Source organism: Psychrobacter aquaticus CMS 56, from assembly GCF_000471625.1.
Lineage (GTDB): Bacteria > Pseudomonadota > Gammaproteobacteria > Pseudomonadales > Moraxellaceae > Psychrobacter > Psychrobacter aquaticus.
In genome coordinates, this window is the sequence record NZ_AUSW01000025.1 from 41,537 (window position 1) to 61,317 (window position 19,781).

Here is a 19,781-nt window from a genome sequence, read left to right on the forward strand (position 1 = left end):
CTATATCCGCACGCATAATGGGTGCATTTATCAACTATTTTGGCCATATCTTGCTTGATAGTAGTGCTAAATGTTTGCTTATTATAAAGGCGTTCGCAGCATAAATGCTTATGTGCTTAAATTCGTATTGACGGTGTTTTTGCCAACGATCAATGATGCCAATGAAACAATCAATATTTAGTCATAAAAACGCCTACTAGTGTAGCATATTTTGATTTGACCGCTATCAATCAATTACCACCAAACCAGCCATTATTTCTTGCTGCTTTTGTGTAGTTCATCCCAAATAAAAGAAAGACAAGCATTGTAACGTGCTAACCGCCTAGTATTTACTCGATGCGTAAGCCAATAATAGCTGGGATACCTTGGCGAATGACCTCAATCGTCACCACCCCTTTTTTGGGTAATGATGAGATCGCACTCGAAAAGTCTGTGACATTTTTAATCGGTTTTTGGTGGAAATTGGTGATGACATCCCCTGCCAATATGCCAGAGCGCGCAGCCAGTCCAGTCGGATCAACTGTGGTAACCAAAATTCCTGTTTTATTGTCCGATAAGATTTCTGTTTGTTCGTCAGTAGTCAAGTTTCGTAAACGCAAGCCCAGCTGCACATCATCATTCTGCTGATCGCCGCCTTGTGCTCTGACGTCACTGGGTGCATAAGCGAGTTTACCGCTAATGGTCATTTGCTTGCCATTACGCTGGATTTGTGCACGGAATGCATCGCTGGGTTTTGCGCGATTGAGTAGATTCAGCAAATCTGAGGCGCGCATAATTTGCACATCGTTGTACTGTAAAATGATGTCACCAGCTTTTAGGCCTGCTTTTTGTGCGGGTGAATCTGGCGAGACACGGGTCAGTAACGCACCTTGCGGACGCGATAAATTATAGGCTTCGGCCAGATTGCGATCGATATCTTGTGGATAAATACCCAAATAGGCACGCACCACTTCACCATCTTTTTTGAGTTGCTCATAGATATCCATGGCAGCGTCAATTGGAATGGAGAAAGACAGACCCATATAACCGCCAGTACCGCTAAAGATACGCGAGTTAATACCGATGACTTCACCGCGCTGATTAAAGAGGGGACCACCTGAATTACCAGGATTCAACGCCACATCCGTTTGAATAAATGGCACACTGGTCTCACGCGAAAAACTGCGTGACTTGGCACTCACAATACCAGCGGATGCTGAATAATCAAAACCAAATGGCGAACCAATCGCTAGCACTGGCTCCCCTACTTTTAACGCATTTGAATCACCAATAGGTAATGCTGGGAACTGACTGCCCTTGACTTTCAACACGGCCACGTCTGAGCGCTCATCACTACCGATTAAGGTTGCATCAAGCTCCGTTCTATCATTGAGCGTGACCGTGATTTTATCCGCACCTTCTACGACATGATGGTTGGTCAGCATATAACCATCGGATGTGATAAAAAAAGCAGTACCATACGCGTGCTCAATCGCTGGCGTGACCGCCTGATCTGGGATACGCAGACGATCACCAAAGAACTGGCGCAGCAACTCAGCAGTCTGTGCCTTGGCAAGCTCGGCCTCACTAACCGTTTTTGTGACGTTCACACGAGCAACCGCTGGCGTGACTTGTTGTACTAAGCCAGAAAAGTCTGCCGTGGTCACTGCGGCGTGCGCGTGGGTCATGGTCGTGACTGTGATACCAGTGACCATTGCTGTACTGACAGCGAGCGCCAGCGCACTACGGTGCAACCAATATTGTAGACGAAACTCTGAGTGTGCTTTAAACGTATTGATAGACATGTTGATAGGCATATTGTCCTCCACGTGAGTGGTCGATTATTATTATTAAGAATGATGTTGTGCAATTACTGATAGCGACTTGTATAAAATAAGGTCGTTTTTATCAGGTGAAGCGATATTAAATAATATAGTCAAAGCAGTTTACTACAGTTAAAAGGCTTTAAAAGCGCCACACTGCTATTTGCCTGTTTTTTTTGCTTGCTGTGTCGTTGCAGCCAAAGTTTATCCCAGTCTCACTGACTCTCTTTTATATTGACCTAACTATATTTTACTTACACTTATTCTTATCGGTGCTAAGGCAGATTGATGACATCCTGTTTGGGTCAGCCGTGATAGTCATGAAATAAAACCATGATATGATGATAAGCCAAATAATTTTATGAATGAACACAAGTTTATTTATAGTGATAAGTTTATGACACTGGCTATCATCACCCATATTTTTTATTTTTGCATGTCCAAAGCGACGCCATATATATGGAAAAGCTTTTGTCCTCACTACTTTATAGTAGTTATATCATATCTGGCTCATGTTGTGACTCATGATGAATAGCATGGGTATGGCTCAGATTTTATAAAAATTTGCCTGTGCCTGTTATTCTGTAAAAGCTTTTGATAGATATAACGTATGACAAGATTATAAAAGGATTCACTTATGGATACCGCCCTATTATTATCCGGTGTGGTTGGGATTGGTATTGCTGCCCAATGGTTGGCTTGGTACTTAAAGCAACCGTCCATTTTATTTTTATTACTGATTGGCATTATTGTTGGGCCAGTGCTGGGTGTCTTTGACCCTGACTTGGTGTTGGGGGAGCTGATGTTTCCTTTCATCTCTTTAGGGGTGGCAATTATTTTATTTGAAGGCTCGCTGACGCTAGAATTTGATGAAATCAAGCAACACGGTACGGTTGTGCAGATGCTGGTCTCGGTTGGCGTTCTTATTACTATTGCTATCGTCGCGTTATCAACGTATTTGTTATTTGATGTCGACCCGCTGATTGCCTTACTATTTGGCGCGCTGGTGTGCGTCACAGGCCCAACCGTCATCATGCCTTTACTGCGCAGCGTACGCCCCAATAAGACGATATCCAATATCCTAAAATGGGAAGGCATTATCATTGATCCCATCGGTGCGATCGCGGTGGTGTTGGTCTATGAATACATCATCTCAGGTGGTGAAGCCAGCAGTATCTTATTGTTTGCCAAGATTGTGATATTGGCGACTGCACTTGGTCTAGCAGGTGCTTGGTTACTGGCATTTTTGATGCGCCGCCACATGGTTCCTGAATTTTTGCGCAATGTTTTTACCCTTGCTTTTGTGTTGGTGCTGTTTTCTGTATCGAACCATTTAGAGCATGAGTCTGGCTTATTGACAGTCACAGTACTGGGTGTGGCATTGGCAAACTGGCCAAAATTCCCGCGCGAGACGATTCTTGAATTTAATGAGTCATTAACCATTTTACTGATTTCTGTGCTCTTTATTATTCTTGCGGCCCGTGTGGAGCTGGCAAGCTTGCTTAGTGTTGGCTTTGCAGGCTTAGTACTACTCGCCATCGTGATGTTCGTGGCGCGTCCTTTATCGGTGTGGGCATCGGCTATCGGCTCAAACCTTAAGACCAATGAAAAGCTGATGATTAGCTGGATTGGCCCGCGTGGTATCGTTGCGGCTGCTATTTCTTCATTGTTTGCTATTCGTCTGCAAGAGTATGATATTCAAGGTGTTGAGCTGCTTGTTCCTTTAGTCTTTATGGTCATCATCGGCACAGTCATGATTCAGGGCTTGGGGTCAAAAATCGTCGGAAATCTGCTGGGCGTACGTGAGCCTGAGACCAATGGTATCCTTATCGTCGGCTCAAATCCAATCGCACTTTTGATTGCCACTTCACTAAAAGAGCAAGGCTTTGATGTTATCGTCGCGCATAATAACTATACCAATATTGCCCGCGCACGCATGAGTGGTCTGCGCACCTATTTTGGTAATCCCATCTCAGACCACGCTGACCGCCATCTTGACCTTATCGGTATTGGTCGCCTGTTTGCCATGAGTATGGATAAGGAGATGAACACTTTATCTGAGATTCATTACCGTCATGAGTTTGGTGAGCGCAAATTGTATCGTCTCAAATTCAGTGACGAAAAAGTCAAAAGCGAGCGCGATGACAAACAATCAAACTTTCATTCGCAGTGGTTGTTTGGCAAAGACGTGACGTATACCAAGCTTGCCAGTATGCTGTCAAAAAAAGCCCGCATCAAAATCACCAACATCACTGACAGTTATAGTTTTGAGCAATATAAAGCCGATAACAAACAGTTTGTACCTCTCTATACCATAGACAAAGAAGGTAAGCTGCACGTCATTACAGACCAGTTCGATGGCAACGTACCACGTGACCGCAAGCTCATCTCATTGGTGGTAGAAGACGAAGTACAACCAAAACCTGTAGACGTGACGCTGAAGCAAGAGCAAGCGCGTATGGCAGCAGATGCCGACTTTGAGTCCAGCTCAAAAGCGCCTGAGAAGCGCAAATCAATAGAGCTGAACGACGATAGCGTGACTGAATTAAAGCCAGATTCTGTCACAGATAGGGAGACAGAGGCCAAGCCACCTGTTACTAGTGACTCATCAGCAAATTCAATCAGCCAATCCGTACCTAAGACAAGTGAAACAACGGCCAACAACAAAGCAGCAGAGCCGAAAAATGCATCTGCTAATACTGCTAATAAAGGGGTAATGTCTGCCAACTCCACAGCAACGTCAAAAACCAAAACCTCTATCACAGGCAATACCAATGGTAATGGCAGTGCCCCTAAAAACAAAAAAGGCGCGCTTGACCCGAACCGTCTGCCCGACTCTGGTCAAGATAATACTACCAACTCTGATGTCAATCTTACTAAAGAGAAAGAGCAAAAAATCTCGGACGATTATGTAGATAAACCTTAACTTCCTTTGTCTTGCCAGCGCATAAAAAAAGCCCCAACACAATATTGGGGCTTTTTTTATGCTGGTTGTTCAACACGCCTTAACATCCAACTTATCTTGTACCGTTTGCCACACTCGCAGGCTCACGTCATCTGCGGTGCCTGACCCATCGACACGCTGTATCCGCGCAGGATACTCGCTGGCAAGAGTACAAAAGCCCTTATGCACCCACGTAAAAAACTCAGTGGCCTGCTGCTCAAACCGATCGGCAGTGCTGCGTTTATTGGCGCGTGCCATACCCTCTAATACAGGCAAATCCAACCACACTGTCAAATCCGGTAATTGCGGGACAAACTGGCCAATGAGTGTATCAATCTTGGCACGCATCGCCTTATCACCATGTCCGCGTCCAAAACCCTGATAAGCAATGGTCGAGTCGGTAAATCTATCGCATATCACCCACGTACCACGTTGCAGTGCTGGCAAAATCACTTGCTGCATGTGATCGCAGCGCGCTGCAAACAGCAACAATAACTCTGTATCGTCCGTAATATCAGTCGCTGGATCTAGTAATATAGCGCGTAAACGTTCAGCAAACGGACTGCCACCTGGCTCACGCGTACGCAAGTAATCAATGCCGTTGTCTTGCAAGCGCGCACACAACTGCTCGATAGCCGTCGTTTTACCCACGCCTTCTGTACCCTCAAAGCTAATAAAGCGACCTTGGGTAAAAGCTGAGGAAGTTTGAGGCACATTGGATTGTGCTGAACTGGCTTGCAGAGAGGCTGACATGATATGACCTTATGTCATTAATGAGCGTTATATTTTTTGTATAACACTCATTGGATGATAGGTTGCTTGATGAAAGATAATGCGAAAAAATTACTTACTGCGGCGGCGTTTGCGATTTCTTTTCACGCATGACGCTTAGATAGTCTCTTACCGCTTGATTGTGCTCCGCCAAGCTATTGGTAAATTTATGACCACCAGTGCCAGTTGCCACAAAATATAGCGCCTCACTATCGGCAGGATGCAAGGTTGCTTCTATAGCAGTCGCCGAAGGCAAAGCGATTGGTGTTGGCGGTAGACCATCAATTTGGTAGGTATTATAGGATGTTTTTTCGTCGATGTCGCGGCGGCGAATATTGCCTTCATAGCGACTGCCCATGCCATAAATAATGGTAGGGTCGGTTTGCATACGCATGTTTTTATTCAAGCGGTTGTTAAATACCGCAGATACCAACGGGCGCTCTTCAGGAACGCTGGTTTCTTTTTCGATAATAGAAGCCATCACTAGCGCTTCATAAGGGTTGTTATAAGGCAAATTGGACGCGCGGTTTTCCCATGCTTTAGTGAGTGCTTGCTGCTGACGCTTATATAAATCCGTCAGCACCTGCCTATCGCTGGTGCCTTCACCATAATAATAGGTATCGGGGGCAAACCAGCCCTCAAGATTGTGATTGACGATAGGATCGTTACTATTGATTACCGCATCTGGCAAGATACCGACCAAATCCAACGCTTCGGCAATACTGGCATTGTCGCTGTCAGCCGTCAGGATTTCTTTTTTGATGCCCGGATTTTCACGTAGTGTCTGATACAAATCCTTAGAGGTTTTACCTTCGATAATTTGTATCTTGACCATCGCGGCTTTTGCGCCCTGCTCTAATACTTGCAGTGTCTCAGCAATGGTTGGGTTTTCCGGTAATTGATAAATACCGGCATGGAGCGGTGCATCAACTTGCGACTTGATATAAAGCTTGGCCACACTGGCAGAAAACAGAGGTATCTGCTGTTGCCACTGCGGCAATAATCCGTAGTAGGTCTGACCTTGCTCAATGGTGACCATTTGCTGTGGCTGGTCAATACGTCCAAACAACGTTTGATAGACCATCACCAAGAAAAACCCAGCAATAAGCCCCAACACGAGTAATACCTGATAACCACGCTGCATAAAAAACGATGGATTGTCCGCTTTATATTTACGGGGTTTACTGGCGCCACTGATGAGCGAGACATCTGTCGCTGGGATTTCCTTTACGTCCTCTGTTGCTGGTTGGGAGTTTGGTAGCGCGGTGTCATCTTGATTATTCAATGGGCTATTAGGACGTTCAGGAGGTGTTTCAGGGGTAAGCTTACTCATGGCAACTCGCGAGGCAGATGTTTGCTAGAATTTAGCATTGAAACGTCTGATTTTCAATGTTATTTGCTTAGCTGATGAATTAACTTGATATTGACACTAAAAATTATGGCTTAATACTCTCACCTTTTACAGGCATTTCTGCGAACATATATTAATAACGAACACTTATTATGAATCTAAACTTTAATCAAAATCTTGCCAAAAATTATCAGTCACCTAGCCAGATAATCAGAGTGTTAAGTGAAGATTGGGTTGCTAGTCAAAGCTACTGTCCTCACTGTAGCACCCAACCCTTAACTGAATACGCGAACAACAAACCTGTCGCTGATTTTTACTGCTCAAATTGTGACGAGCAGTATGAGCTAAAAAGTAAACAAAGGAAGTTAGGTAACATTATCAATGATGGCGCTTATCAGACCATGATTGAACGTATCAATAGTGAGAATAATCCCAGCTTCTTCTTTTTGACGTACTCTAAAGAGCTGACTGTTAACAACTTTTTGATTATTCCTAAGCAGTTTTTTACGCCCAATATTATTATTCAGCGAAAACCTTTGTCAGCAACTGCCAAACGCGCAGGCTGGGTCGGCTGTAATATCGACTTGCGACACGTACCCGAATCTGGAAAAGTGTTTTTGGTCAAAGACCAGCAAGTAATACCACGCGAAAACGTCACCCAACAGTTTCAAAAAACCTTATTTTTACGCGGACAATCCACAGCCTCACGTGGTTGGACATTGGATATACTGCAATGTATTGATAGGCTCGATACTACCTTTTCTTTAAATCAGGTTTATGCTTTTAAAGATGAATTAAAACTCAAATATCCTGATAACAACCACATTCCTGACAAAATCCGTCAGCAATTACAGGTCTTGCGAGATAAGGGCATTATTGAGTTTTTGAGCCGTGGTCATTATCGAAAGTTACACTAAACGCTTTTCATTATAGCGCTCAGGTTTTGGTTGGCCTTTTTTATCACGATAAATATCAGCAACCAACTCATCTCTATCATCCCATAAGGGTAGCCGCGACGTGGCAACGAGGCGCTCATGAAATTTATGCACTGGATATTCACAATCTATCTCATCGTTAATTCTGAAAAAATGTTCTTCACGATAGTCGATATAAGCGTGCATTCTATTTTTTACATAACCATGCCACTGCCATAAAAGCTGCGTAGGATGGCGCGCTGGTTTGGTAAAAGGTTTTAAATTCACCGTCAACGCACACATAACAACCTCATCATTCGGTATTAAATGGATACGCTGCTCAATAACTTCCTCACGCGTGTGCGCATACTCAAACACACCGCCAAAGGCAACGAACCTTTTGAAATCTTGTAAATACATAACACCAAATGCTAATTGAGTATAAGACGATAAATGCACAATTTCATCAGGTTTGCTTTTTGCCAGTCGGCAGATTTCATCAAAAATCATTAAGCGACGAATTTGGACTGGGATTCTCGTTTCTTCATAGACTGGGCGCATCTATATGTCTCCTCTTAACTTGTTCTGGTTAAGCAGGATCATTGATCGATTTGCTTTATAGCACAAGTCCATGTAACAAAAGACGATCACTTCTTCTTAGCCCTTTTGCTAATCTAGCGGACATAAACGATCAAAATGATTTGGTAGCAATGATAAAGATGAGGGTAGCGCTGTGAAAAAATTTCAAATAGAAATTGTCGAAACGCTTGGCAATATCGTGGACATTGTGGCTGAAAGTGAGCAAGAAGCGCTGCTAAAAGCGCAAGAAAAATATCGGAACGAAGAAGTTGTTCTGTACCCAGATGATTTTGTTGAGACTAAATTTAATATTTTTGACCGAGACAGCTGACTGTATTTTGCCTAATATTTAAAACCCTACAACCTCACTAGACAATAACGTCAGACTACTCATAGGCATGACACCGCGCAGTGCATTACAAAAGAAGAACTGGGTCAATCGAGGCAAATCTTCATCCTGTAACGATCTTATCACGACTGGATATGCGGTGCTGGATAAGGCATCAATAATCACTTGCCGCATCACGCCAGCCACGCCCGATTGTGCCATAGACGGCGTGTACCATTGACCATTGATTAGATAGTCGGCGTGGTTCTTTTTATCATCAAACAGGTTTCTTGGCTTTACTGCTGGTGGCTCGGACGCGCATAGCAACGCGGATACATCTGCTAGTTGATAAAACACATTACTCATCGTGCCTTCTACCCAGTCTCCGCTCATATCACGCAGCAGCCCTTCCCCAATGGGTAAGTCTTTGGCTGATTCTAGTAATTGATGTTTTAACGATTTAGGTTGCAATGAGCTAGATGATAATGAGTCGGCTTTGATGCGTTGTAATTCACCACTAGCGAGAACCGTATCAAGGCGATTGAGACTTTTTAAGCCCGCAAGAGACGGCGGCAGACAGGCAATTTGGGAAGACAAACAAATGGCAGCGCTGGTAGGCTGTACAGGGATTGAGCGCCCATCAGCTAAGTGCAGCTGCTTGGTTGTAGCCACTGTCATCACTGAGGATGTTAGCCAAATTTCGCAAGCGCTGCCGGACCTGCTGGGGGTATAACCGTAACCGCGAATCTCTTGCTTGGCACGGGTCACGATAAGCTTGAGCATGCCCTGCTGCAATTGCTGAGCATAGATTTGTAAGGTCGTTAGCAGTGCGTCGCTGTCGAGCACCAATTGCAAAGCCTCAGCATGAGAAATAAGACGCTGGTGATGATAATCTAGCCATAATATCTGTCCATCGACGACACCCATGGTGGTAAAAAACCCATCACCATACGCCAGTCCGCGATTGTCTAGCAATGTTGGCACTGCCACGTCATTCTCATTTTGGCCTGAAGAATGTAAACATAACCAGTGGTTGGGCGGCATTGTGGCTACCACAGCTTAGCTATTGTCTGTTTGAGCAGCAGATTTATTGATGACCAGCATACAGCTATAAAATTCACATTTTGCCAGTTCTACTTTTTGACCGCCAACGACTCTGTTTTTGATGATTTGCCCGTTGAGCATATCAGCTATCAACTTACCGCCTTCATCACCCATCAATTGCCGCGCCAGTTTATAAGATTTTTTGGCATGGTTTTGACTCAGCTCTTTTTCTTGATCAGAGTCGGTAGGATTGGCAAAATACCAGCCAAGCTCTAGATATTTCTCAGAATCGATAAGATCTAAATAAGGCTCATCGTCATTCATAAAACGATATTTGGTCGCAGGATTACTGGCATAGTCTAGGCTGTTTTCGTCAGTAGTCAGCACCTTACCAAAAGTTGATTGGAGACCATCTAGTTCATCAACACTCAACGGCTCTACGTTGTCAGTGCTCCATGCCGACACGTCATAGTTGATGGGCGTACCTTGCTCGGCAGTTGCACCATCTAAGTCAGCATCAGCTGATGCGCTGTCCTCTACTGGGGCTGTCTCAGCGACTGTCTGCTCACTGGTATCGGCATTCGTGTCTTGATTTTGGGCATCACCTTGGCTACTATCACAACCACTCAGCGACACACTGACCGCCATTATTGTACCGACCAGAAGGGTCTGTAGGTTATTATTCCACATGGACAATTTACTCACACTTTTAGATTGGTCTCAAAATAGTATTAACGAGCTGGCAAATATGCCGCTGATAACGCACCTTGTTTTTTATTTAGGATCGACTATAGCATTTTTTTCTTGCTCTATAGTTTACCCAACTGCTTAACGCTTGACCACCCTTTACGTTACGGATAACACTCCCAGCGAGTACAGATTTGTTAATTACCTCACGTTGCAAAATTCCGACCTATTCAAGTAGTCATTTACTCAGTCTTAGGTTTGTTAAATGTCATAGTATCCCTTATGATGATTGAGTTTTACAGACACCTTTATCAAGGGTTTTTTGCCTTTTACCGCCAGTGGAACCGTTATGACTCAGCATTTTATCGTTATTGGTAATCCGATTGCCCATAGTAAATCTCCCAAAATCCATACGCTATTTGCCGAACAGACGGGCATTGATATCCGTTATCAACGCCAGTATTGTCCCGATGACAATGCCAGCTTTACTGCGGTCGTTGAGGCGTTTTTTCATGGCGGCGGCGTGGGTGCCAATGTGACCGTGCCGTTCAAACAAGTCGCTTATGATTGCTGCCTATCGCGTGGTGGTTTATCAGAGCATGCCAAAATTGCAGGCGCAGTCAATACGCTCCTGTTAAATAAAGCATTGTTGGATAAGGGTGCGCCGATAGCAGAGGCACTCTATGGTGATAATACGGATGGTCAAGGACTGATCAATCACATGACAAGCTTGGGTTGGCCGCTAACAGGCGCTCGTGTCGCACTCATTGGCGCAGGTGGCGCCGCTCGCGGGATCGTCCTGCCGTTGATAGAAGCAGGTATTGCATCACTGACCATCGCCAATCGCACACTGTATAAGGCAACCGAGTTGGTCAATGAGCTAAGTGCTGCCAGCCCTATGATTGCTGAGCAGCACATTGACGCTTGTGAGACTGCGCAACTAAGCGGATCGTTTGATATGATTATCAATGCCACGTCTATTGGCTTGTCCGCTGATACACTACCGCTTAGCGAATCACTAAACTGTCAGTATGCTTATGACATGATGTACGGTCGCCCGCTGCCGTTTTTGCAACATTTTGCCGCCCGCAGTGCTCAGACATCTGATGGTTATGGCATGCTGATTGGACAAGCCGCTTTAAGTTTTGAGCGTTGGACGGGACACACTATCGATGTGGCACAAGCGACTGCCATCTTGAATAAGAGCTAAGGCCATATGGTGAATAAAAAGGCGTATGAATCCAGCTCATACGCCTTTTTATTGTCTATTGTTATTTCACTCAAAACACCTTAGCCAAAACGACCCAGTAGCCAGTTTTCCATACGCCGTAGCGGCGTACGCAGATTGGTTGAATGCATCACTACCCCGCCACTCAGTCCAATCAAACAGCCAATCACCGTATCAAACAACCGCGCCCGAATCACCATTTGATAGGCTTGTTCAGAAAACGGCAAACCACTGCCATACTCAGCAATAAATATCGTTAGCGGCGTGATGAATATCACTGCCAGCCCATAATGCCGATCAACCAAATTTTCAATGCAGAGCATCATTAACAAGATCGTCAGTGCCACGCCCCATATCGACAGCCCCCAAGACAACATCCAACCAGCCAGCAGCACGCCAACTATTGTCCCTAACAAACGATGTATTTGCTTAATCCACATGGTACGTAAATGGATACCTTGAATAATCAGAAAACAGCTAACCGCTGCCCAATAAGGATTGGATAGTTTCAAGGCTAATGCTATCAGCAAAGTCAAACTGACAAAACCAGCCACAATCACACTCTCACTGATCGTATCTGGCTCGTAGCTATAAGTGGGCGTAGGAGTAGATGGGCGCGTCGCTAATAAAAACAGAGAATACAGTAGCGCCATTACAAAAGAAAAACCACTACCCAACATCACCAGTCCCGTGGCTGACATAATGTCTGCTAAAGGCATGGGAATGAATAAGGCAATAGCACCTGCCATCATCACAAAAAGTCCAGCTGGCGGTGGCTGACGATAATAACGCCCAAAAATCACAATACCAAAAGCCATTAGAGTAAATATTGGTAATTTTAATATAGGGATTTGCTGCGCAATCAACCCCAGCGCAAAACACAGAGACATCGCAAAGCCCCATGTCATCACTGTCACTAACCGATAGGACAGCTTACCAACCAAAGGGGTATTTAAAATAACCATCGCCCCTAATGATGCCTTGATACCCGATGGCAACGTGCCAAAGTAAGCCCCTACAAAGACAGGAAAACTAATGGCGATAGCGGCGACAATCGGCATATGCCATGGTCTCTTGCTACGGTTTATAGTCAGTAGATGGTTCATCTCCCCATTCATTAAAACTCTTATGCGAGCAAATAACGCTGTTAGCCAAGAGGCTCGGTTTGCCTCGCGCTTTAATGCACTCATGATTGGCGTTCCTTATATTGTCAATGCCCTTACTTATCGTGTTTTTGCTACGACTGTATTTGTAATAAATAGTTGGTTACAAAGAGGGTGTTTAGAAAGCCACTGTTTTATTGATAACTTATTATTTTCTTTTTGTAAAAAAAATATGAATATTAGTTATTGGTTGTATATTTGTCGTCAGAGAAGACTTATACTGACAGTACTGTCGTAAATGCTGTTTTTATCAAAAAATTCTTAACAGTAATCAAAATAAATAAGATTTTCTTAACAAACCTAATTGATAATCAGCGATATTGTCTACCTTTACTCCAAATAATGAAATACTCGTTTGTGTAAATGGGGCTTTGATTACCAAGCCAACCGTTTCTGATAACGACTAACTATAGAGAGCGACTATGTTAACTTACAAAGCACCTTTGCGTGATATCAAGTTTTTGATTAACGATGTCTTTGATTTTCAGACGCATTATAAAGATCTGGACAATGGCGAGAACGCTGACCCTGAAACGGTAGATATGATTTTACAAGGCATGGCTGATTTTGCTGAAAATGTTCTTGCTCCTATCTATCAATCAGGTGATGAAGAAGGCTGTCATTTTGATAATGGTGTGGTGACCACGCCTAAAGGCTTCAAAGAAGCTTATAACCAGTTTGTCGAAGGCGGCTGGCAAGGCATCTCGTACCCTGAAGAGTATGGCGGTATGAACTTACCAACATCAATCAATCTGATCAAAGCTGAGATGATTGGTACTGCCAACTGGCCGTGGGCGATGTACTCTGGTCTATCAACTGGTTGTATCAATACCCTACTCCAGTATGGCTCAGACGAACAAAAAAAGGCTTACTTGCCTAAATTGGTCGAAGGAACGTGGGCAGGCACCATGTGTCTGACTGAGCCGCAGTGTGGTACGGATTTGGGTCAAGTTAAATCAAAAGCCATTCCGCAGGATGATGGTACTTACAAAATCAGTGGTACTAAGATTTTTATCTCAAGTGGTGAACATGACTTAACAGATAACATCATCCATATCGTCTTAGCCCGTTTACCGAATGCACCAGAAGGCACACGCGGTATTTCACTATTTATCGTACCAAAATTCATACCGAACGCTGAAGGTGAGTCTGGTGAACGCAATGGTGTGGTTTGTGGTTCAATCGAACACAAAATGGGTATCAGCGCTTCTTCAACGTGTGTATTGAACTTTGATGGGGCAGTCGGCTACCTGATTGGCGAGCCACACAAAGGCCTAAAAGCCATGTTTACCTTTATGAATACTGCTCGTATCGGTACTGGTATCCAAGGTCTAGCGCATACTGAGCTGTCTTTCCAAAATGCCCTACCGTATGCAAAAGAGCGTCGTTCTATGCGGACACTATCAGGTATTAAAGACCCTGAAAAAGTGGCTGATGCTATCATTCATCATGCCGACGTACGCCGTATGCTATTGACGCAAAAAGCCTTCGCCGAAGGTGGCCGCTCAATGATTTATCATTCTGCGCGCTATGCCGATAAGATGGCGCAAGGCATCGTCAATGGTGATGATGAAGAGTTCGAAAAATGGGATGACAAACTGGGCTTCTATACCCCTATCCTAAAAGGCTTCTTGACGGAACTGGGCATCGAAGCTGCCAAACATGGTCAGCAGGTTTATGGTGGTCACGGCTATATCAAAGAATGGGGTATGGAACTTATCGCTCGTGATGCACGTATTGCTACTATGTACGAAGGCACGACTGGCGTACAAGCGCTCGATTTATTAGGTCGTAAAGTGATCTTGCAGTCCAAAGGCAAAATCATCCGCGATTATACTTCTAGCATCATGAAATGGTGTGGTGAGTACGCCCTTGATAAAGATATGCGTAAATTTGTTTGGGCGCTAACCAAGTTATGTGCTGAGTGGAACACGCTGACTGTGCGCTTGATGCTCATGGCTCGTAAAGACCGTGAAATCATCTCTGCCGCCTCAGACGATTTCTTGATGTACTCAGGCTATGTGATGATGGGCTATCATTGGGCGCGTATGGCGGCTGTCGCTTATGACAAGCTGAAAAACGGCGGCACTGAATCGCCAGAATTCTACAAAGCCAAAATTCAAACCGCAGAATTCTACTTTGACAAGCTGTTACCACGTACCTCTGGTCACGCCGAAGCGATGGTCGCACCAAGCGAAAGCATGACCTCTATGGAAATCGATAACTTTGCTTTTCTAGACTAACATTCGATAAAATCCACCATTAATAAAAAAAGCGCCTAACCTTTAGGCGCTTTTTTGTGTTTAACTAAAAGTCAGAAAATACTAGAACTGGAAATACAGTCAATTCAAAATGCATTTCATTCCAAATACAGTCGATACTAATATCCTCGTGCTGTCGGGATAAATTTTTCTCGCTTGCTGTTCGCAAGCGTCACAGAGGCTACAAAAAATTTATCCCACCCGCACTTTGCATCGGTTTTATATCGAATAGATTACAAACTCAGTTAGGAGACAATTATGTTTTCCATTAATAATAAAACCAACTCATTAACCGTACGAGTGCTAAAAACGCTATTGCTTAGCGCCACGTTGATAGGCGTTAGCGCAAATAGTGCGTTGGCTAAAAGTAGCGACATCCCTATTCAATTTGTTAAAGGCGCTATTAGTAGCACCACTACTGGTAAGCTAAATCCCAATGAAAATGAGCGCTGGTATCATTTTCAGGCAGAACGCTCGCAATATGCCGTCATTAATATTTTGCCATTAGCAGGCACGCCCGAAACGGCGAATGTTGGCATACTGCATATGCCAAATGGTACTTATGATGGCACTAAAGGCGGTATTATCTATCAAGGCTGCTTGCCCAAAACAGGAGCGTATCGCTTACGTATCGCACGTAATCTCATGGCCACCGAGGGTAAGACTGCTGGTTACAAGGTTGAGATGGTGATATTACCGAAGTATGCCAGCGAGTCCTTATGCAGGAACTTGTAGCCATTTATGACTAATGGCTACAGCTTATACTTAATGGAAGGTACAAATGCTCTTAACTGCCCAGCATCTTCTTATGATATACCGCACTAATCTCTTCGACTTCTACACATATCTGTAATGCTGCGCGCCCTGATTGCGCGGCACTTAGCGTATTTTCTATAGCGGTCGTCAATAGCTCAGCGAGCTGATTGCGAACGTCCATATCACGTCCGGTCATTATTTTTAAATGCGCATAGATAAAACCATTGTTTTGCTCATCGTCCTCTATTCCCACCAAAAATGTCTCAAGCGGTATGATGCGTGTTTTTATTTCAGCAGGCTGCTTGAAGTGACCACTGTCCCACAGCGCCTTATTCAAAGATTTGAGCAATGACTCTTCATGAGCGATACTGACGTTGGGGGTTACTTGAATGGTTAAATGCGGCATAAATATATCCTTATAAAATATGAGTGAAAGATGACAGATCAGCCGTTTTGCAGTTTTGCAGTGCCGAATCTATCTCATAATCAGTAATAAGACAGTTTAGTCATCGGTAATAGTATCAAAATGAGCCGCTAGCGTTTCAACCAATTGCATAGGTGGCAGTTCAATCTCCAAACCACGGCGACCGCCACTCACATAAATCGTTGACTGAGTCTGCGCTGAGCGATCTATCACTGTTTTTAAGCGCTTTTTTTGTCCCAATGGACTGACGCCGCCCAGCACGTAGCCGGTACTACGTTCTACTTGCTTTGGGTCTGCCATCTGCACTTTTTTGCAAGACAGTAATTTACTAGAAGATAAGGCTTTGGCCATTTTTTTAAAATTTAATGTTTTGTCTACTGGTAATATCGCCACAGCAAGTACACCTGCATCAGTCGAGACCACCAGCGTCTTAAAGACTTGCGCCACATCCACACCAAGCTTTTCGGCGGCTTCGAGTCCAAAAGATGGGGCATTACTGTCATGAGTATACTCGTGCAATTGATAATCAAGACCGCGCTGTTTGGCAAGCTCAATGGCTGGCGTCATAAGGATTGTACCTTTTTTATTTAGTATTAGAGCGTGTATAAAATTCGATCATATGAATATTCGTAGTATATACAGACACTATATATCGCTTTGGTGGCTTTTATGGCATCATAAGCGCAACATATTTGACTATTTTTGATACTGATTATGATACCGAAGTTTCTAAAAAAACGGATTTTTAAAGCGCCAGTTACGACTGACAGCGCGTCTACAACTGATGTCCATCCAATTGCTTCCAAACCTTATACGAAAACACCGATCAATCAGCTGTATCGTAAACTGTCTGGACAACTGCTTGATGTCGCTGTCAAACCCAAGTTGCTAGGTGAACTGCCTGAATTTGAGGCTGACGATCAGATACTAAGATTTTATGTGCTGCAAGATTATTCACGCTCTAACAGTATCTTGATTGATTTGCAGACGCAAGAGTACAATTTACCACCAGCACTCGTGGGCGTAAATGATGCTGCCCATCATATTAAAGAAAATGCGGCCATCATATTTTTAAACCATCCACATGCCAAAGACAATCAGTTATCGCCACGTCTTTCGCGCTTGGTTTCTGCGGTATTACAATATCCAGAGCTAAAAGTACGTTTAGTGCCAGTATCTATCCTATGGGGACGCGCCCCAGAAAAAGAAGATTCGCTGTTTAAATTGCTAACCGCTGATAACTGGGAAGACCCCAGTATCACTAAGCAATTATTTAATATCGGAGTGATGGGACGTGATACTTTTGTACAGTTCCATCCGCCACAAGATTTACGCACCATTATTAATGATAGCCTTAAAATAGATTTGGCGGGTAATCATATTCTTGATTCAGCCGTCTCTGAGACGCAAAGCTTTGAGACACAAAATTCTGAATTACAAAGCGCTCATGTAAAAAGCAGCTCTATGCACAGTATCGATGAAAATAACCTCGATGAAGCACCCAAGTATACAATGGTCGCCTCAGCTGATGGCAACCGTGAATTGGTGCGTATGTTGCAGCAGCATCTGACCGTTTATTTAGACAAGCAGCGTGCCAGTATGCTCGGTCCTGATTTATCAGACAGGCGCAATTTGGTCGACAAGCTGGTGTACTCGCCAGCCATTAAACACGCGATAGAGACCGAAGCCGCAGAGACAGGCACCAGTGTTCGCGATGCTCGTAGTTTGGCGAGAGGCTATGCCAATGAAATGGTCAATGATTACTCACACTCTATTATTCGCGGCTTTTATAAATTTTTGACTTGGTTATGGACGCAGTTATACGATGGTGTAGAAGTCCATCATTTTGAGCGCGTGCGCGAGCTGGCAACTGACTATGAGCTGGTTTATGTGCCTTGTCATCGCAGTCATGTCGATTACCTATTACTGTCTTACGTTATTTATAAACGTGGTCTCAGCATCCCTTATATTGCAGCAGGCGACAATTTAGATGTACCCGTATTAGGCCCTATATTACGGGGCGCGGTGGCTTTTTATATACGTCGTAGCTTCCGTGGCAATGCGCTCTACACTGCGGTATTGCGCGAGTACATGCACACTCTTATCACACGCAATACGCCGATTGAATACTTTATTGAAGGCGGTCGCTCGCGTTCAGGGCGTTTGTTACCGCCGAAGATGGGCATGCTAGCAATGACTATACACAGTCAGTTGCGCCAGACCAATAAGCCTGTGGTGTTCATCCCAACCTATATTGGTTATGAGCGTATTATGGAAGGCGGCACTTATGTCGGTGAATTAAAAGGCAAGCCAAAAGAGTCTGAGTCTTTGATGGGATTGCTCAAAGTTGGTCGTAAAATTGAGCGTATCTTTGGTAATGTGCATCTGAGCTTTGGTAAACCCTTATATCTCAGTGACTTTATGCAAAAGTTCGATGTATCAGCCAACAGTCTGCCTGCTGATCGTACCGACACCCCTCTCGATGACAAAGCCAGTGCTATGGTTGATAACATCGGTGTGAAAATCATGCAGCATATCAATAAAGCGGCAGTGGTCACGCCCGTGTCATTGTTGTCATTGGTATTGCTATCAGCACCCAAAGCGGCATTGGATGAAAGTAGCTGCCGCGAACAAATCGCACTCTACCAAGGCCTTGCTCAACAGCTGGCCTACTCGGATGACACCGTCATCACCGATATGAGCCCGCAGCAAATCATTGATTATGGTATCAAGCTTAAACTCATCGAACGTACGCCGCACATCTTGGGCGATATTATTCAGGTCGCGGGTAAGCAAGCTGCATTGCTCAGCTACTTCCGTAATAATATCTTACATGTCTTTATCTTACTATCTTTCTTAGCGGCTTTGGTGGCACGCAATGGTCGTATCGAACGCAGTCGCCTAAATAGCATTGCTGAACAATTATATCCATTTTTACAGGGCGAGCTGTTTTTATACTACCCCGCTCATAGCTTAACAGGCACACTTGATAAAAAAGTCGATAGTCTGCTCTCTCATGGATTGGTTGTAGAGTTGGGCAACGGCATGCTCAGCGTCCCTGAGTCAAATAGCATGTGTTATCAGCAGCTGCAAGTACTGGCGACTCCAGTTGGCCAGAGTCTTGAGCGTTACTTTATGACCCTTGCCCTACTTGCTCAGCAAGGCTCAGGCAATTTGACCGAAAACGAAGTCGTTGATCTGTGTCATTTGCTTGGTCAGCGCTTGTCTGTACTATATGCTGATGATATTCCTGATTTCTTTGACCGTGCTTTATTTACCAGCTTCATTAGTGCCTTGACCCGTCTCGATTACTTACAAAAAGATGAAGCGACTGGCGTGCTGACCTTTGATCACCGTATCAATGACATTGCCCATCATGCCAAATACGTATTAACGCCTGACATGATGCAAATCTTGCAACAAGTGGCGAGTTTAGACGAAGACGAAATCACCCATGCGATTACTGAGATTAGCAATAAAAAGCAGCGTAAATTTGGGCGTAAGCGTTAATTATTATTCACTTAAAACA

General features: G+C 44.2%; 16 protein-coding genes. 7 read left to right on the forward strand and 9 right to left on the reverse strand.

Features of this window, described 5'->3' with window-relative positions; translation table 11 throughout:
- Window positions 1-329 precede the first annotated feature (329 nt).
- Window positions 330-1,796, reverse strand: a complete 1,467-nt coding sequence (locus M917_RS06645) for a Do family serine endopeptidase (RefSeq protein WP_021814024.1) — start codon at window positions 1,794-1,796, stop codon at window positions 330-332.
- A gap of 643 nt (window positions 1,797-2,439) precedes the next feature.
- Between M917_RS06645 and M917_RS06650 the strand changes: the two genes are divergently transcribed.
- Entirely contained in the window at window positions 2,440-4,728 is a 2,289-nt protein-coding gene (locus tag M917_RS06650) for a cation:proton antiporter (protein WP_021814025.1), read from the forward strand.
- 69 nt (window positions 4,729-4,797) lie between these two features.
- Here M917_RS06650 and tmk read toward each other — a convergent pair whose 3' ends face one another.
- Together tmk and mltG are read right to left on the reverse strand one after the other, a co-directional pair.
- The gene (gene tmk / locus M917_RS06655) at window positions 4,798-5,499 is read right to left on the reverse strand and encodes a dTMP kinase (RefSeq protein WP_021814026.1); all 702 of its coding nucleotides are present in this window, start codon (window positions 5,497-5,499) and stop codon (window positions 4,798-4,800) included.
- A 94-nt stretch (window positions 5,500-5,593) separates the two neighbouring features.
- Window positions 5,594-6,850, reverse strand: coding sequence for an endolytic transglycosylase MltG (gene mltG, locus M917_RS06660; RefSeq protein ID WP_021814027.1), 1,257 nt, complete (start codon window positions 6,848-6,850; stop codon window positions 5,594-5,596).
- Between the two features lie 170 nt (window positions 6,851-7,020).
- Between mltG and M917_RS06665 the strand changes: the two genes are divergently transcribed.
- On the forward strand, window positions 7,021-7,785 hold the full coding sequence (locus M917_RS06665) for a DpnI domain-containing protein (protein ID WP_021814028.1): 765 nt from the start codon (window positions 7,021-7,023) through the stop codon (window positions 7,783-7,785).
- Here the strand turns inward: M917_RS06665 and M917_RS06670 are convergent.
- A complete protein-coding gene (locus M917_RS06670) occupies window positions 7,777-8,343 on the reverse strand; it encodes a hypothetical protein (protein ID WP_021814029.1) in 567 nt (188 codons plus the stop codon). The two genes, M917_RS06665 and M917_RS06670, sit on opposite strands and share 9 nt — an antisense overlap.
- Window positions 8,344-8,515: 172 nt before the next feature.
- Between M917_RS06670 and M917_RS13985 the strand changes: the two genes are divergently transcribed.
- The gene (locus tag M917_RS13985; RefSeq protein ID WP_021814030.1) at window positions 8,516-8,692 is read left to right on the forward strand and encodes a DpnD/PcfM family protein; all 177 of its coding nucleotides are present in this window, start codon (window positions 8,516-8,518) and stop codon (window positions 8,690-8,692) included.
- A gap of 18 nt (window positions 8,693-8,710) precedes the next feature.
- Here M917_RS13985 and M917_RS06675 read toward each other — a convergent pair whose 3' ends face one another.
- Both M917_RS06675 and M917_RS06680 read right to left on the reverse strand, forming a co-directional pair.
- Complete coding sequence (locus M917_RS06675; protein ID WP_021814031.1) at window positions 8,711-9,733, reverse strand: aminotransferase class IV; 1,023 nt, start codon at window positions 9,731-9,733, stop codon at window positions 8,711-8,713.
- 15 nt (window positions 9,734-9,748) lie between these two features.
- On the reverse strand, window positions 9,749-10,423 hold the full coding sequence (locus M917_RS06680; protein ID WP_040642240.1) for a hypothetical protein: 675 nt from the start codon (window positions 10,421-10,423) through the stop codon (window positions 9,749-9,751).
- A 346-nt stretch (window positions 10,424-10,769) separates the two neighbouring features.
- On the opposite strand from M917_RS06680, the gene aroE reads away from it, so the two are divergent.
- On the forward strand, window positions 10,770-11,630 hold the full coding sequence (gene aroE, locus M917_RS06685) for a shikimate dehydrogenase (RefSeq protein ID WP_021814033.1): 861 nt from the start codon (window positions 10,770-10,772) through the stop codon (window positions 11,628-11,630).
- A gap of 80 nt (window positions 11,631-11,710) precedes the next feature.
- Here aroE and M917_RS06690 read toward each other — a convergent pair whose 3' ends face one another.
- The gene (locus M917_RS06690; RefSeq protein ID WP_021814034.1) at window positions 11,711-12,838 is read right to left on the reverse strand and encodes an FUSC family protein; all 1,128 of its coding nucleotides are present in this window, start codon (window positions 12,836-12,838) and stop codon (window positions 11,711-11,713) included.
- 395 nt (window positions 12,839-13,233) lie between these two features.
- On the opposite strand from M917_RS06690, the gene M917_RS06695 reads away from it, so the two are divergent.
- Window positions 13,234-15,054, forward strand: coding sequence for an acyl-CoA dehydrogenase C-terminal domain-containing protein (locus M917_RS06695; RefSeq protein WP_021814035.1), 1,821 nt, complete (start codon window positions 13,234-13,236; stop codon window positions 15,052-15,054).
- A 276-nt stretch (window positions 15,055-15,330) separates the two neighbouring features.
- Window positions 15,331-15,807, forward strand: a complete 477-nt coding sequence (locus M917_RS06700) for a hypothetical protein (RefSeq protein WP_021814036.1) — start codon at window positions 15,331-15,333, stop codon at window positions 15,805-15,807.
- A 52-nt stretch (window positions 15,808-15,859) separates the two neighbouring features.
- Here the strand turns inward: M917_RS06700 and M917_RS06705 are convergent, their stop codons facing one another.
- Together M917_RS06705 and ybaK are read right to left on the reverse strand one after the other, a co-directional pair.
- The gene (locus M917_RS06705; RefSeq protein ID WP_021814037.1) at window positions 15,860-16,234 is read right to left on the reverse strand and encodes a 5-carboxymethyl-2-hydroxymuconate Delta-isomerase; all 375 of its coding nucleotides are present in this window, start codon (window positions 16,232-16,234) and stop codon (window positions 15,860-15,862) included.
- Window positions 16,235-16,330: 96 nt separating this feature from the next.
- Window positions 16,331-16,819 carry a Cys-tRNA(Pro) deacylase gene (ybaK, locus tag M917_RS06710; RefSeq protein WP_021814038.1) on the reverse strand — a complete coding sequence of 163 codons (489 nt, stop codon included), beginning with the start codon at window positions 16,817-16,819 and terminating at the stop codon, window positions 16,331-16,333.
- A gap of 147 nt (window positions 16,820-16,966) precedes the next feature.
- Here ybaK and plsB point away from each other — a divergent pair, with 147 nt between their 5' ends.
- Window positions 16,967-19,762 carry a glycerol-3-phosphate 1-O-acyltransferase PlsB gene (gene plsB / locus M917_RS06715; RefSeq protein WP_021814039.1) on the forward strand — a complete coding sequence of 932 codons (2,796 nt, stop codon included), beginning with the start codon at window positions 16,967-16,969 and terminating at the stop codon, window positions 19,760-19,762.
- Window positions 19,763-19,781: the final 19 nt, after the last annotated feature.

Excerpts from the sequence above, each read along its gene's own strand:
- M917_RS06695 (WP_021814035.1), top strand. The coding sequence starts at position 13,234 with ATGTTAACTTACAAAGCACCTTTGCGTGATATCAAGTTTTTGATTAAC.
- M917_RS06680 (WP_040642240.1), bottom strand. The coding sequence starts at position 10,423 with ATGTGGAATAATAACCTACAGACCCTTCTGGTCGGTACAATAATGGCG.
- M917_RS06690 (WP_021814034.1), bottom strand. The coding sequence starts at position 12,838 with ATGAGTGCATTAAAGCGCGAGGCAAACCGAGCCTCTTGGCTAACAGCG.
- ybaK (WP_021814038.1), bottom strand. The coding sequence starts at position 16,819 with ATGACGCCAGCCATTGAGCTTGCCAAACAGCGCGGTCTTGATTATCAA.
- plsB (WP_021814039.1), top strand. The coding sequence starts at position 16,967 with ATGATACCGAAGTTTCTAAAAAAACGGATTTTTAAAGCGCCAGTTACG.
- M917_RS06665 (WP_021814028.1), top strand. The coding sequence starts at position 7,021 with ATGAATCTAAACTTTAATCAAAATCTTGCCAAAAATTATCAGTCACCT.
- M917_RS06650 (WP_021814025.1), top strand. The coding sequence starts at position 2,440 with ATGGATACCGCCCTATTATTATCCGGTGTGGTTGGGATTGGTATTGCT.
- M917_RS06675 (WP_021814031.1), bottom strand. The coding sequence starts at position 9,733 with ATGCCGCCCAACCACTGGTTATGTTTACATTCTTCAGGCCAAAATGAG.
- aroE (WP_021814033.1), top strand. The coding sequence starts at position 10,770 with ATGACTCAGCATTTTATCGTTATTGGTAATCCGATTGCCCATAGTAAA.
- M917_RS06645 (WP_021814024.1), bottom strand. The coding sequence starts at position 1,796 with ATGCCTATCAACATGTCTATCAATACGTTTAAAGCACACTCAGAGTTT.
- M917_RS06670 (WP_021814029.1), bottom strand. The coding sequence starts at position 8,343 with ATGCGCCCAGTCTATGAAGAAACGAGAATCCCAGTCCAAATTCGTCGC.
- M917_RS06700 (WP_021814036.1), top strand. The coding sequence starts at position 15,331 with ATGTTTTCCATTAATAATAAAACCAACTCATTAACCGTACGAGTGCTA.
- mltG (WP_021814027.1), bottom strand. The coding sequence starts at position 6,850 with ATGAGTAAGCTTACCCCTGAAACACCTCCTGAACGTCCTAATAGCCCA.
- tmk (WP_021814026.1), bottom strand. The coding sequence starts at position 5,499 with ATGTCAGCCTCTCTGCAAGCCAGTTCAGCACAATCCAATGTGCCTCAA.
- M917_RS06705 (WP_021814037.1), bottom strand. The coding sequence starts at position 16,234 with ATGCCGCATTTAACCATTCAAGTAACCCCCAACGTCAGTATCGCTCAT.